This is a genomic window from Streptomyces sp. NPDC050485, from assembly GCF_044458185.1.
In the GTDB taxonomy this organism is placed as follows: domain Bacteria; phylum Actinomycetota; class Actinomycetes; order Streptomycetales; family Streptomycetaceae; genus Streptomyces.
Window position 1 is genome coordinate 66,366 of the sequence record NZ_JBITHR010000009.1, and the last position, 12,147, is coordinate 78,512.

Genomic DNA, 12,147 nt, shown 5'->3' on the forward strand with positions numbered 1-12,147 from the left:
CGGGCGGCGCCCAGCGGTCAGAGGCTGGTGAGCAGGGCGTCGAGCGGGGCGGGTACGCGGTCGGGGTCGAGGGCCTCGACCAGGGCGCGGCCGTAGTGGATCTTGCGCCCCTTCTTCGTGCCGAAAAAGCGCCGCAACTGCTGCTGTGCGGTGCGGCCCCGCTGGGCGGGCTGGCGCAGGAAGGTCTCCAGGGGGCGCAGGTCGCCCTCCGCCCGGACGAGCTCCGCCACCCGCCGCACGCCCAGCGCGCGGATGAGCTCGTCCTCCAGATCCGCCGCGCAGACGAAGAACCCTTCCTGTGCCGCACCGGCCCGCTCCAGGCCACGGGCGTAGAAGCCGCGCTCACCCTCGTCGCACAGCCCCGTGAGGCGAAGACCCAGGCCGGGTGGCCCGAGGAGGCCGGCGAAGCGCCCGATGCTCATCGCACCGCCCATCGCCAGGACGCAGACTCCTTCGTCCGCCAGGTTGCGGCCGCGGCCGGCGGCCAGCGCGCCGACCGCCGCGACATCGCTCGGCCCTTCGAGCAGGACGGCCGCCCGGACGGACAGCCGCGCGGCCAGTTCGCGCGCGGGGTCGCCGGGACCTCCGGCCGCCCACGCGGTGACCGCATCCCGGAACGCCCCCATGTCAGCCATGCGAGGAGTCTGTGCCTTTTCCGGCCACTGCGGTAGCCAATTTCCACCGCCCGCGGATCGGCCGTGCGCGGTCGGGCCCGGGGATCCGCTACCGGCCGCCGCCCAGGGTCCGCTTCGGGCGGGGCTCCACCGATTCGTCGCGGGCCTTGGCCCACAGGGAGCGGATGTGGCCCAAGTGGCGGGCCATGCACGCCTCGGCGGCCGGCCGGTCGCCGGACCGCATCAGGTCCAGGAGCTCGATGTGCTCCTGGGCGGACGAGATCAGCTCGCCGCGTTCATCGAGCCTGGTGAGCCCGTACAGGCGGGAGCGCTTGCGCAGTTCGCCGACCGTCTCGACCAGACGCTCGTTGCCCGCCAGGCCGAGGAGCTGGAGGTGGAAGCGGCGGTCGGCGTCCAGGTAGCCGATCAGATCGTGCTCGCGGGCCCGGCCCACTATCTCCTGGGCCATGGGCCGCAGCGCCTCCAACTGCTCGGCGGTCGCGCTGTCGGTGACCTTCCCGACGGTCGGCACCTCGATCAGCGCGCGCAGTTCCGTGTACTGGTCCAGATCGCGCTCGCTGACCTCGGTGATCCGGAAGCCCTTGTTGCGTACCGGCTCGACCAGGCCTTCGCGGGCCAGATCGAGCATCGCCTCGCGCACCGGCGTCGCGGAGATCCCGAAGTCGGCGGCGAGGCCGGGGGCGGAGTAGACGGTGCCGGGGCGGAGTTCGCCCGCGACCAGTGCGGCGCGCAGGGCGTGGGCGACCTGGTCGCGCAGCCGTTCCTGGGCAACGATGAGATTGCGCTGTTTCAGGTCGCCCATGGCATTTCCTCCGTGAATCCGCGGAGGCTCAGCGTACAATCCTCCCCCTTACCGAAGGGCGGTCCGACTCAACTGCCGCCGCCCGTACGGCACTCGACGCCCGGTACAGGGCTGCCGCGACGGCCAGATCCTCCCAGGCCATGCCCACGCTCTTGAACAACCGCGGCCGGTCCCTTGGCGGCCGGGCCGCGCCCCGCACCAGCTCGGCCAGGGTGCCCACGATGTGGTCCGCTCCGATGGCGCCCTCGGCCAGCGGGACCAGCAGATCGCCGGCCTCGCGCAGGGCGGCCGTCCGCGCCTCCACCCACACCGAGGAGCGCCGCACCAGCTCCGAGTCGGTCTCCCGTACGGCCGGTTGATGGGAGCCGACCGCGACCACGGTGGCGTGGCCTGGGACGAGCCGCCCGTCGAAGAGCGGCTCGTGCGCGGTGGTGCAGCAGATGACGAGATCGGCGCCGGACACGTCCGACGGCGTACCCGTCCGGGCTTCCAGGCCCAGCTTCCGTGCGTACGCCATCAGGCGTTCGGACGGCTCGGGTGTGCGCGAGACGACTGTCAGGCGGGTCAACTCCCTTGTGTGCAGCGCCGCTTCGAGGTGGGCGTACGCCTGCGGGCCGGCGCCGAAGACGACCAGCCGCGCCGCGTCCGGTGCGGCGAGCGCGTCGATCGCCAGGGCCGATACGGCCGCGGTGCGCACGGCGGTCAGCGCGGCGCCGTCCAGGAGGGCGACGGGCAGCAGCGTAGGGCCGTCCAGGAGGAGGAAGCTGCCGGTGATGCGGGGCAGTCCGCGGCCCGGGTTGGCGGGTGCCACCCCGGCGATCTTCACTCCGGCGTACGTCGCGGACGCGGCCGGCATGATGAGCAACTCCCCCGCCGGAACAGGGATGTTGGAGCGGGCCGGGCACCGCTCGGGGTCGAAGCCGTCGCGCAGGACCGCCGCCATGGCTTCGGCGGCGGCGGCCGGGGTCAGCAGAGCGGCGATGTCGTCCGCGCCGAGCTGGATCACCGGGTTCCTCCGAGGATGCCTCGGCCTTCAGGCCGGGGAGGAATCGGACTCCTGCGGAGCAGGACAGGAAGCGGGAGTTCGCCCCCAGGGCGAAACACCGTCCACCTGATCGGGTAAACTGCGCACCGTGCGTTGCGCGAACCAAGCGCGTACACCGTGCTGATCGAGAGCCAGGACAGCACATGCACTCCAAGCTTTGCCGTATCAGACCCGGGCTGGTTTCAACCCGGCTGGTGTTGATCGTGGAAGACCTGTTGGGTCGCTGACCCGCAGGCAACGTGAGCCAGGAATCCCCCTGTTTCAGCTGGGGGAGGATTCAAAGCAGGAATCCCGTCGCCAGGTCGTCGTAGGGGTCGAGGACGAACGTGTGCTCGCCGGTGCGGTGGGCGGAGCCGGTGACCTCGGTCACCGTGCCGCGCGCCGAACGGGACACGACGCGGCCGGTGAAGACCGTGCCGGTCACCGACTCGTGGCGCAGTTCGTCGCCGGGGCCGATGGCGCCGTCGTCGGCGAGCAGGGCCAGCCGGGCCGAGGTGCCCGAGCCGCACGGGGAGCGGTCGATCTGGCCGTCGGCGAACACGGTCACACTGCGCTGGTTCGGTCCGGCCGGGGTGTCCGCCAGGTCCTCGTGGAAGATCACCCCGTACACCCCCGCGGGGAGCGGGTTCACCGGGTCCACGGTGGCCGGGTGGCCGGTCAGCGCGCCGCGGATCTCCCGTGCCGCAGCGGTGAGTTGGGGCAGCGCGGCACGATCGACGGCGAGGTCCAGGTCCGCCGCCCGCACCGATACGTAGCAGGCTCCGGCGTGCGCCACGGACACCTCGGCCGTACCTCGCGAGGTGGCCACGGGGATCTTGCGGGCGGTGACCCGGGCCGGGACGCCCCGGAAGGCGACCTCGGTGGTGCGGCCCCCGGCGCGGTGCACCCGGGCGGCGACCCGGCCGGACGGCACGTCGATCCTGACCTCGGCGGTGCCGTCGTCCGGCGCGGGGACCCGGCCGCTCGCCACCGCCCAGGCGCCGAGTGCGATGGTGCCGTGGCCGCAGGCGGTCGAGTAGCCGTCCTTGTGCCAGAACAGCACGCCGAAGTGGGCGCCGTCGTCGTCGGCCGGGACGATGAAACCGCCGTACATGCCGGCGTGGCCGCGGGGTTCCTGGACGAGCAGCCGCCGGATGTCGTCCAGAGGGCCCGGCCTCGGCGCATTGGGGGCGCCGCCCGCGCCGATCACGGTGGCCCAGCGTTCGGCGACCGTGTCCCCGGGGGCGGGCGGCAGTCCGTCCGCGACGATACGGAACGGCTCGCCCGCGGTGTGGAAGTCGACGGTGCGCACCACCACGGGCGGCTTCACCCGATTCTCCCGAGGATGCCCCGGCCTTCAGGCCGGGAAGGAATCGAACTCCCGCGCAGCAGGGCGGGGAAAGGGGAATCGCCGCCAGGGCGATTCATCGTCCACTCCCCACCGTGGTGGTCAGCCCACAAAAGATCAGTGCTCCTCAACTGTCGTACCTCCCAGGTAGGTTGTTGGGTATGACGACGCGAGCCGAGACGGAAGTCGCCGGGCACGCCCGGTACACCTATCGTCTGCGGCTGTCGTCGTCGGCCCGCGCCGCCCTTGAGGCGGAGTGGGCGCGGTGCCGTTGGGTGTGGAACGAGTGCGTGGCCCGCTCGAAGAAGGCCCACGCCGAACAGGTTGCCTGCGGTCCGGCAGCGCTGGACAAGATGCTGACCCAAGCCCGCTCTGTGAACGGCTGGCTGCGTCAAGGCAGCAGCGTTCCTCAGCAGCAGCTCATCCGGGACTTCGGAAAGTCCCGCGCCAAACCCCTGGGGGACATCAAGGCCCGGCTGCCTGTGCGGCAGCGGGCCGGGATGCCCCGCTACAAGAAGAAGCACGCCTCCGACCCGTCGCTCAACTACACGCAGCGCGGGTTCCGGATCAAGGACGGCCGCCTGCGCCTCGCCGGTGGTGTCACCGCGGTCGTGGTGTGGTCGCGGAATCTTCCCAAGCCTCCGTCGAGCGTGCGGATCTACCGGGACGGTCTCGGGCATTGGTACGCCTCCTTCGTCGTAGCCACCACCACCGAATCCTTGCCCGCCACCGGGCGGGACATCGGCATCGACTGGGGCGTGAGGGAGACCGCGACCACCACGTCCGACGCGCACGACCTGCACCACGCTCAGCACGGCACGTCGGCCTCGCAGAAACTCGCGCGCTATCAGCGGACGATGTCCCGTCGTAAGCCGAAGCGCGGTCAGGCCGGGTCGAAGGGCTACCGGGAAGCGAAGCGACAGACGGCCAAGCTCCACAAGAAGGTCGCCCGCCAGCGCGAGGACACCGGCCGCAAGTGGGCCAAGCGCGTGGTTCGCGACCACGACCGGTTGGCGGTCGAAGACTTCCGCCCGAGGTTTCTCGCCAAGTCGACCATGGCACGCAAAGCGGCGGATGCCGCGATTGGCGCGACGAAACACGCCCTGATCCACATGGCCGTCAAGCACGGTCGTGAGCTGTATCTCGTACACCCCGCGCACACCACCATGGACTGCGCACAGTGCGGAGCAAGAGCCAAGCACGCACTACCTCTTTCCGAGCGAACGTATACGTGCACCGCGTGCGGAGCCATGTCCCCACGGGACAAGAGCTCTGCTCGCGTGATGCTCGTCCGGGCTGGTCTCGTACCCGGCTGGCGTTGACCTCGTAAGACCTGCGCGCCCGCCGGGCCGGAGGCGAAGTGAGCCAGGAATCCCCCTCCTTCGGGAAGGGGAGGAGTCAAAGCAGGAAGCCTTCCGGGAACGGGTCGGACGGGTCCAGGAAGTACTGGGCGGTTCCGGTGATCCAGGCCCGTCCGGTGACGGTGGGCACGACCGCGGGGAGTCCGCCGACCGTGGTCTCGCCGACGAGCCGGCCGGTGAACTCGGTGCCGATGAAGGACTCGTTGGTGAAGTCGCGGTGCAGGGGGAGCTCGCCGCGGGCGTGCAGCTGGGCCATCCGCGCGGAGGTCCCGGTGCCGCACGGGGAGCGGTCGAACCAGCCCGGGTGGATCGCCATGGCGTGCCGCGAGCGCGTCGCGTCGGAGCCGGGAGCGGCGAGGTAGACGTGTTTCACCCCGCCGATCTCCGGGTGCTCGGGGTGCACCGGACGGTCGGTCGCGTTGATGGCGTCCATGATGGCGAGCCCGGCGGCGAGGAGGTCGTCCTTGCGGTCCCGGTCGAAGGGCAGGCCGAGTGCGCCGAGGTCGACGAAGGCGTAGAAGTTGCCTCCGTAGGCGAGGTCGTAGGTGACCGTGCCGAAGCCCGGAACCGCCACCTTCCGGTCGAGTGCGAGGCAGAACGCGGGCACGTTGGTCAGCGTGACGGACTTCGCCTCGCCGTCCTCGACCCGTACGTCCACGCTGACCAGACCGGCCGGGGTGTCAAGCCGTACGGTGGTCACGGGCTCGCTGACCTGCACCATTCCGGTCTCGACCAGCACGGTGGCCACCCCGATGGTGCCGTGGCCGCACATCGGCAGGAGCCCGGAGACCTCGATGTAGAGGACGCCGTAGTCCGCGTCGGGCCGGGTCGGTGGCTGGAGGAGCGCGCCGCTCATCGCGGCGTGGCCGCGCGGCTCGTACATCAGGAGCGTACGGATGTGGTCGAGGTGCTCGATGAAGTGCAACCGCCGCTCGGCCATGGTGGCGCCGGGCACGACGCCGAAGCCCCCGGTGATGACGCGGGTCGGCATGCCTTCGGTGTGCGAGTCGACCGCGTGGTAGATGTGTCGGGTCCGCATGATTCGCCTCCCTGGCGGGCTACTTGTGGCCTTCGGCGAGCGCCTTCTCGGTGGCGGCGCGCACCACGGCTTCCTGTTCGGCGGTGAGCGGGTGCCGGGGCGGCCGGGTGGGTCCGCCGGGCCGGCCCGCCAGGTCCATGGAGAGCTTGATCGCCTGGACGAACTCGGTCTTCGAGTCCCAGCGCAGCAGCGGATGGAGCGCCCGGTAGAGGGGACGGGCCGCGGCGAGGTCGCCGTCGACCGCCGCGCGGTAGAGCTGGGCGCAGGAGGCGGGCAGCGCGTTGGGGTATCCGGCGATCCAGCCGACCGCGCCGGCCAGCGCCAGTTCGAGCAGTACGTCGTCGGCGCCGACCAACAGGTCCAGTTCCGGGGCGAGTTCGGCCATCTCGTACGCGCGGCGCACATCGCCGCTGAATTCCTTCACGGCGACGATGCTGCCATCCGCGTACAGCTGGGCGAGCAGCGCGGGCGTGAGGTCGACCTTGGTGTCGTACGGGTTGTTGTAGGCGACGACGGGCAGGCCCGCCTTGGCGACCTCGGCGTAGTGGGCCCGTACGGCCCGGTCGTCGGCGCGGTAGGCGTTCGGCGGCAACAGCAGTACGGAGCCCGCGCCGGCGTCGCGTGCCTGCTCGGCCCAGCGGCGGGATTCGGCGCTGCCATAGGCGGCGACCCCTGCCATGACGCGGGCGCCGTCGCCGGCCGCCTCGACCGCCGTGTGCACGACGCGGGCCCGCTCCTCGTCGGTGAGCGTCTGGTACTCGCCGAGCGAACCGTTCGGGACGACGCCGTCGCTGCCGTTGTCGATCAGCCAGCGGACGTGCCGGGCGTAGGCGGGGAAGTCGACGGACAGGTCGGCGTACAGGGGAAGTGCGGTCGCGACGAGGATTCCGTGCCAGGGCCGGAGGCGCTGAGGTGTTGCAGACGTCATGGTCGGCTCTCCCTAGGGTGGTGTGTGACATTTTACTGACCGCCACGGGGTGCCCACAAGAGCCGGACACGAGAGAGATCGCGCGCACCCGAAGGGGGCCGGGGAGTGGGAACTCTCCGGTAACTCCCTGGCAACTCCCCGACCCCAGGAGAAACTTGGGACCCCGACGGACCGCTTCGCGAGCCGTGCCATAGTAATGTGAAATTGCACTGACTTTCCCCTGTACGCCCCCGCACACCCGCCCGTTACCCGTCCCCACCCCTGGGAGCCCTGATGGCCGAGCGCCCCGCCCGCCCCAACACCGGCAGCCACGACCTTCCCGTCGGCCTCGAACTCGCCGCGTTCATGACCTCGGACTGGGCTCCCAGCCCGCTGCCCGGGGACACCCGGGTGCAGGGGCACGAGGTCACGCCGGGCCGCCGGGCGCGGCTCTCCGCCCGCTTCCCCGGGGAGCGGCTCATCGTGCCCGCCGGGGAGTTGACGGTCCGCAGCAACGACTGCGACAACCGCTTCCGCCCGCACAGCGCGTACGCCTGGCTGACCGGTCTCACCGGTGAGGACCAGCCCGGCCATGTGCTCGTGCTCGAACCGTCCGGTTCCGGGCACGAGGCGGTGCTGTACGTGCGGCCGCGCTCGCCGCGCGCCGACGGCGGCGACGAGTTCTACCGCGACCGCAGGTACGGGGAGTTCTGGGTGGGGCGCCGCCCCGACCTCGCGGAGGCGGAGCGCCTGACCGGGATCCGCTGCGTCCACGTGGCCGACCTGGGCACCCTGCCGCCCGGCCGCAACGCGGCTACCGACTCCGAACTGGCGGAGGTCCTCTCCGAGTTGAGGCTGGTGAAGGACGCCTGGGAGGTGGCCCAGCTCCAGCTGGCCGTCGACCAGACCACCGCGGGTTTCGAGGACGTCGTGCGCTCCCTGCCGCGCGCCCTCACCCATCCGCGCGGCGAGCGCGTACTCGAAGGCGCCTTCGGGCTGCGCGCCCGCGCGGAGGGCAACGGCACGGGGTACGAGACGATCGCCGCGTCCGGCGCGCACGCCTGTGTGCTGCACTGGATCCGCAACGACGGGCGGCTCGACCCGCGGGAGCTGCTGCTGCTCGACGCGGGCGTGGAGACCGACACCCTCTACACGGCCGACATCACCCGCACCTTCCCGCTGTCGGGCCGCTTCTCCCCCGTCCAGCGCCAGGTGTACGAACTCGTCCTGGCCGCACAGGAAGCGGGCATCGCGGCGCTGCGGCCGGGCGCCGACTTCCGCGACTTCCACCGGGCCGCGATGGCGGTCGTCGCGGAGGGCCTGACGGAGTGGGGCGTCCTCAAGAGCGCCTCGGGCGAACTGCACCGCCGCTACACGCTGTGCGGCAGCGGGCACATGCTGGGCCTGGACGTCCACGACTGTGCGAAGGCGCGCGCCGAGACATACCTGGAGGGCGTCCTTGAGCCCGGCCAGGTCCTCACGGTCGAGCCGGGCCTGTACCTCCAGCCGGACGACGAGACCCTGCCGCCCGAACTGCGCGGCATAGGTGTCCGCATCGAGGACGACCTGGTCATCACGGAGACCGGCGCCCAGTTGCTGTCGGGTGCGCTGCCGAGGTCGGTGGCGGGGATCGAGGAGTGGATGGGGGAACTGCTTGAGGGGTGAGTTCCGCTCGGGGCGGGACTAAGCGGTCTTGTGGACGTCCGGTGCGCCACCGCGCCCTGAAGGGGCGCGGGGAACTGCGCGACCAGCCACGAACTACCCGCAGCCGACGAACGCCACTTCCCGCGGAGCGCTTAGTCCAGGACCGCGAAGCCGTCCAGTTCGATCTGGGCCTGGGTGTCCCACAGGCGGGTCGTGCCGATCACCGCCATCGCCGGATAGTCGCGTCCCGCCAACTCGCGCCAGATCGAGCCGAGTTCGCGGGCCCGGGCCCGGTACTCCGCGACATCCGTGGCGTACACGGTGACCCGTGCGAGATCGCCCGGCGCGCCCCCCGCCGCGGCCAGTGCCGCGAGGAGGTTGGTCAGCGCGGTGCGGAACTGCTCGGGCAGCGTCTCGCCCACGACCTTGCCGTCCCCGTCCAGCGCGGTCTGCCCCGCGAGGAAGACGAGCCGGCTGCCGCTGGCGACCACCGCGTGGCTGAACCCCGTCGCCGGGGACAGTCCGGCCGGGTTCAACCGCTCCAGGCTCATCGGTACAGCTCCTTCGCGATGATCGTGCGCTGCACTTCGCTCGCGCCCTCGTAGATGCGGGGCGCGCGCACCTCACGGTAGAGGTGTTCGAGCAGGTGCCCGCGTTGCAGCGCGCGGGCGCCGTGGAGCTGGACCGCGGTGTCGACGACGTACTGCGCCGTCTCGGTGGCGAGCAGTTTCGCCATCGCCGAACCCCGGGCGATGCCCGCGGCGCCCCGGTCGTAGGCGGCTGCCGCCGCGTACACCAGGAGCCGCGCCGCCTCGGTGCGGGTCGCCATGTCGGCGACCTGGTGGGACACCGCCTGGAGATCCTTCAACCGGCCACCGAACGCGGCCCGTCGGGCGGTGTGCTCGACCGTCGCGTCCAGCGCCGCCTGCGCCATGCCGACGGCGAACGCCCCGACGCTCGGCCGGAACAGGTTGAGGGTGTTCATCGCGACGCCGAAACCCCGGTCCACGTCGCCGAGGACGTCGGCGGCGGTCACGGGCACACCGTCGAAGGCGAGGCTGCCGATGGCGTGCGGCGACAGCATGTCGAGTGCGGCGCCGGTCAGTCCCGGCCGGTCGGCGGGGACGAGGAAGGCCGTCACTCCGCGCGCGCCCGCGTCCGGTGCCGTCCGGGCGAAGACGGTGTAGAAGTCGGCCTCGGGGGCGTTGGAGATCCAGCACTTCTCCCCCGTCAGGCGCCAACCACCGCTGTGTTCAACGGCGTTGAGGCTGAGAGCGGCGGCGTCCGAGCCCGCGTCCGGCTCGCTGAGCGCGAAGGCCGCCACCGCGCGGCCCGCCGTCACCTCGGGCATCCACCGCTCGCGCTGCGCGGCCGATCCATAGGCTGCGACCGGATGCGCGCCGAGGCCCTGGAGGGCGAGCGCGGTCTCCGCCTCGGTACACGCGTACGCCAGCGATTCACGCATCAGGCACAGGTCGAGCGCACCCGAGTCGAAGAGCCGGGCCAGCAGACCGTGCTCGCCGAGCGCCTCGACAAGTGGCCGGTTGACGCGTCCTGGCTCACCCTTGTCCGCAAGGGGGCGCAGCCGCGCCCCGGCGAGCACCCGCAGTTCCCCGCACCACTCCAGCTGGTCCGGCTCCAGCGCGAATCCGGGCATGGCCACCCCTTTCCACTCGGGCTCCGACAACGGCACAGCCGCTCTATCGCGAACTGTTGACTGTCGTCATGCAAACGATACGCTCCAGATGCGACAAGGGGGCGATCCCGTATGGAGCTGAAGACCTCAGCGCACGCCGACACCTTTCCCCGCGACCATCTGCCGCCGCGCGAGCAGTGGCCCGAGCTGATCCTCGACCTGCCCGGCCCCGACCGCCCCGAGCGGCTCAACTGCGGCGCCGAACTCCTCGACACCACCATCGAGCGCTTCGGCCCGGACCGCCCCGCCTTCCGCACCGGCGACGGGGAGGTCTGGACGTACGCGGAACTGCGCGACCGGGTCGACCGGATCGCCCGAGTCCTGACGGGCGAGCTCGGCGTGGTACCCGGCAACCGGGTGCTGCTGCGCGGGCCGACCACGCCGTGGCTGGCCGCGTGCTGGCTGGCGGTGATGAAGGCGGGCGCGGTCGCCGTGACGGTCCTGGCCCAGCAGCGCGCCCACGAGCTGGCCGTCATGTGCGACATCGCGCGGATCGGGCACGCGCTGTGCGACGCCCGCGCGCTCGCGGATCTGGAGAAGGCCGAGGTGCCCGGCCTGCGCATCACGGCGTACGGCGGCGAGGCTCCCGGCGATCTGCTGGACCTGGTCGAGCAGACTCCTTCCGGGCGGTTTCCCGCCGTGGACACGTCGGCGGACGATGTCGCCCTGATCGCGTTCACCTCGGGCACGACGGGACGCCCCAAGGGCTGTATGCACTTCCACCGGGATGTGCTCGCCATCGCCGACACCTTCGCGCGCCATGTGCTGAAGCCGACGCCCGACGACGTCTTCGCGGGCAGCCCGCCGCTCGGCTTCACCTTCGGGCTCGGCGGCCTCGTCATCTTTCCGCTGCGGGCCGGCGCCTCCTCACTGCTGCTCGAACAGGCGGGCCCCAAGCAGCTGCTCCCCGCGCTCGCCGAGCACCGGGTGTCGGTCCTGTTCACCGCGCCGACCGCGTACCGGGCGATGCTGGACGAGCTCGACGCGTACGACCTGAGCGCGCTGCGGCGCTGTGTGTCGGCCGGCGAGAACCTTCCGGCGGCGACCTGGCGGGCCTGGCGGCAGCGGACCGGGCTGCGCATCATCAACGGCATCGGGGCCACCGAACTGCTGCACATCTTCATCTCGGCGGCGGACGGCGACATCCGGCCCGGCACCACCGGCCGGGCCGTGCCCGGCTGGCAGGCGCGCATCGTCGACACCGAAGGACGGCCCGTCGCGGACGGCGAACCCGGGCTGCTCGCGGTGCGCGGCCCGGTCGGCTGCCGCTACCTCGCGGACGAGCGGCAGCGGGAGTACGTGCGCGACGGCTGGAACGTCACGGGCGACACCTATGTGCGTGAGAGCGACGGCTGGTTCCGGTACGTGGCCCGCGCCGACGACATGATCATTTCGAGTGGCTTCAACATCGCGGGCCCCGAGGTCGAGGACGCGCTCCTGCGCCACCCCGATGTCACCGAGGCGGCGGTGGTGGGCCGCCCCGATGCGACCCGGGGCCATGTCGTGGTCGCCTACTGCGTGTTGCGGCCGGGCGTGCCGCGCGGGGAGGGCACGGTGGCGCTGCTGCGCGACTTCGTGAAGTCGGAGCTCGTCCCGTACAAGTGCCCGCGCGAGATCGTCTTCCTGGACGCGCTCCCCCGCACGCCCACCGGCAAGCTCCAGCGCTTCCGGCTGCGGGAACTAGAGTGATC

General features: G+C 71.8%; 11 protein-coding genes. 3 read left to right on the forward strand and 8 right to left on the reverse strand.

Annotated elements, in window-relative coordinates; translation table 11 throughout:
* Window positions 1-17: 17 nt before the first annotated feature.
* The 4 genes from ACIBK6_RS19780 to ACIBK6_RS19795 all read right to left on the reverse strand — a co-directional run bounded on the left by ACIBK6_RS19780 (window position 18) and on the right by ACIBK6_RS19795 (window position 3,791).
* Entirely contained in the window at window positions 18-635 is a 618-nt protein-coding gene (locus tag ACIBK6_RS19780) for a TOPRIM nucleotidyl transferase/hydrolase domain-containing protein (RefSeq protein WP_399052561.1), read from the reverse strand.
* A gap of 88 nt (window positions 636-723) precedes the next feature.
* The gene (locus ACIBK6_RS19785) at window positions 724-1,437 is read right to left on the reverse strand and encodes a GntR family transcriptional regulator (protein ID WP_399052562.1); all 714 of its coding nucleotides are present in this window, start codon (window positions 1,435-1,437) and stop codon (window positions 724-726) included.
* Between the two features lie 28 nt (window positions 1,438-1,465).
* Window positions 1,466-2,443 (reverse strand): ornithine cyclodeaminase family protein, encoded by a 978-nt coding sequence (locus ACIBK6_RS19790; RefSeq protein WP_399052563.1) that lies wholly within the window; start codon window positions 2,441-2,443, stop codon window positions 1,466-1,468.
* Between the two features lie 316 nt (window positions 2,444-2,759).
* Entirely contained in the window at window positions 2,760-3,791 is a 1,032-nt protein-coding gene (locus ACIBK6_RS19795; protein WP_399052564.1) for a proline racemase family protein, read from the reverse strand.
* Between the two features lie 179 nt (window positions 3,792-3,970).
* Here ACIBK6_RS19795 and ACIBK6_RS19800 point away from each other — a divergent pair, with 179 nt between their 5' ends.
* Window positions 3,971-5,131: an RNA-guided endonuclease InsQ/TnpB family protein gene (locus ACIBK6_RS19800; protein WP_399052565.1), complete on the forward strand. Its 1,161-nt coding sequence runs from the start codon at window positions 3,971-3,973 to the stop codon at window positions 5,129-5,131.
* Between the two features lie 76 nt (window positions 5,132-5,207).
* On the opposite strand, the gene ACIBK6_RS19805 is transcribed toward ACIBK6_RS19800, so the two are convergent.
* Entirely contained in the window at window positions 5,208-6,209 is a 1,002-nt protein-coding gene (locus ACIBK6_RS19805) for a proline racemase family protein (RefSeq protein ID WP_399052566.1), read from the reverse strand.
* A gap of 19 nt (window positions 6,210-6,228) precedes the next feature.
* Window positions 6,229-7,137, reverse strand: coding sequence for a dihydrodipicolinate synthase family protein (locus tag ACIBK6_RS19810; RefSeq protein ID WP_399052567.1), 909 nt, complete (start codon window positions 7,135-7,137; stop codon window positions 6,229-6,231).
* Between the two features lie 273 nt (window positions 7,138-7,410).
* On the opposite strand from ACIBK6_RS19810, the gene ACIBK6_RS19815 reads away from it, so the two are divergent.
* Window positions 7,411-8,781 (forward strand): aminopeptidase P family protein, encoded by a 1,371-nt coding sequence (locus tag ACIBK6_RS19815; protein WP_399052568.1) that lies wholly within the window; start codon window positions 7,411-7,413, stop codon window positions 8,779-8,781.
* Window positions 8,782-8,912: 131 nt separating this feature from the next.
* Here ACIBK6_RS19815 and ACIBK6_RS19820 read toward each other — a convergent pair whose 3' ends face one another.
* On the reverse strand, window positions 8,913-9,311 hold the full coding sequence (locus ACIBK6_RS19820; RefSeq protein ID WP_399052569.1) for a RidA family protein: 399 nt from the start codon (window positions 9,309-9,311) through the stop codon (window positions 8,913-8,915).
* Window positions 9,308-10,417: an acyl-CoA dehydrogenase family protein gene (locus tag ACIBK6_RS19825; RefSeq protein ID WP_399052570.1), complete on the reverse strand. Its 1,110-nt coding sequence runs from the start codon at window positions 10,415-10,417 to the stop codon at window positions 9,308-9,310. Before ACIBK6_RS19825 ends, ACIBK6_RS19820 begins: the two co-directional genes overlap by 4 nt.
* Before the next feature lie 111 nt (window positions 10,418-10,528).
* Here ACIBK6_RS19825 and ACIBK6_RS19830 point away from each other — a divergent pair, with 111 nt between their 5' ends.
* Window positions 10,529-12,145, forward strand: coding sequence for an AMP-binding protein (locus tag ACIBK6_RS19830; RefSeq protein ID WP_399052571.1), 1,617 nt, complete (start codon window positions 10,529-10,531; stop codon window positions 12,143-12,145).
* Window positions 12,146-12,147: the final 2 nt, after the last annotated feature.

Bases quoted from the DNA above. Each gene is read 5' to 3' on its own strand.
- ACIBK6_RS19780 (WP_399052561.1), bottom strand. From the start codon at position 635: ATGGCTGACATGGGGGCGTTCCGGGATGCGGTCACCGCGTGGGCGGCC.
- ACIBK6_RS19785 (WP_399052562.1), bottom strand. From the start codon at position 1,437: ATGGGCGACCTGAAACAGCGCAATCTCATCGTTGCCCAGGAACGGCTG.
- ACIBK6_RS19800 (WP_399052565.1), top strand. From the start codon at position 3,971: ATGACGACGCGAGCCGAGACGGAAGTCGCCGGGCACGCCCGGTACACC.
- ACIBK6_RS19805 (WP_399052566.1), bottom strand. From the start codon at position 6,209: ATGCGGACCCGACACATCTACCACGCGGTCGACTCGCACACCGAAGGC.
- ACIBK6_RS19810 (WP_399052567.1), bottom strand. From the start codon at position 7,137: ATGACGTCTGCAACACCTCAGCGCCTCCGGCCCTGGCACGGAATCCTC.
- ACIBK6_RS19815 (WP_399052568.1), top strand. From the start codon at position 7,411: ATGGCCGAGCGCCCCGCCCGCCCCAACACCGGCAGCCACGACCTTCCC.
- ACIBK6_RS19820 (WP_399052569.1), bottom strand. From the start codon at position 9,311: ATGAGCCTGGAGCGGTTGAACCCGGCCGGACTGTCCCCGGCGACGGGG.
- ACIBK6_RS19825 (WP_399052570.1), bottom strand. From the start codon at position 10,417: ATGCCCGGATTCGCGCTGGAGCCGGACCAGCTGGAGTGGTGCGGGGAA.
- ACIBK6_RS19830 (WP_399052571.1), top strand. From the start codon at position 10,529: ATGGAGCTGAAGACCTCAGCGCACGCCGACACCTTTCCCCGCGACCAT.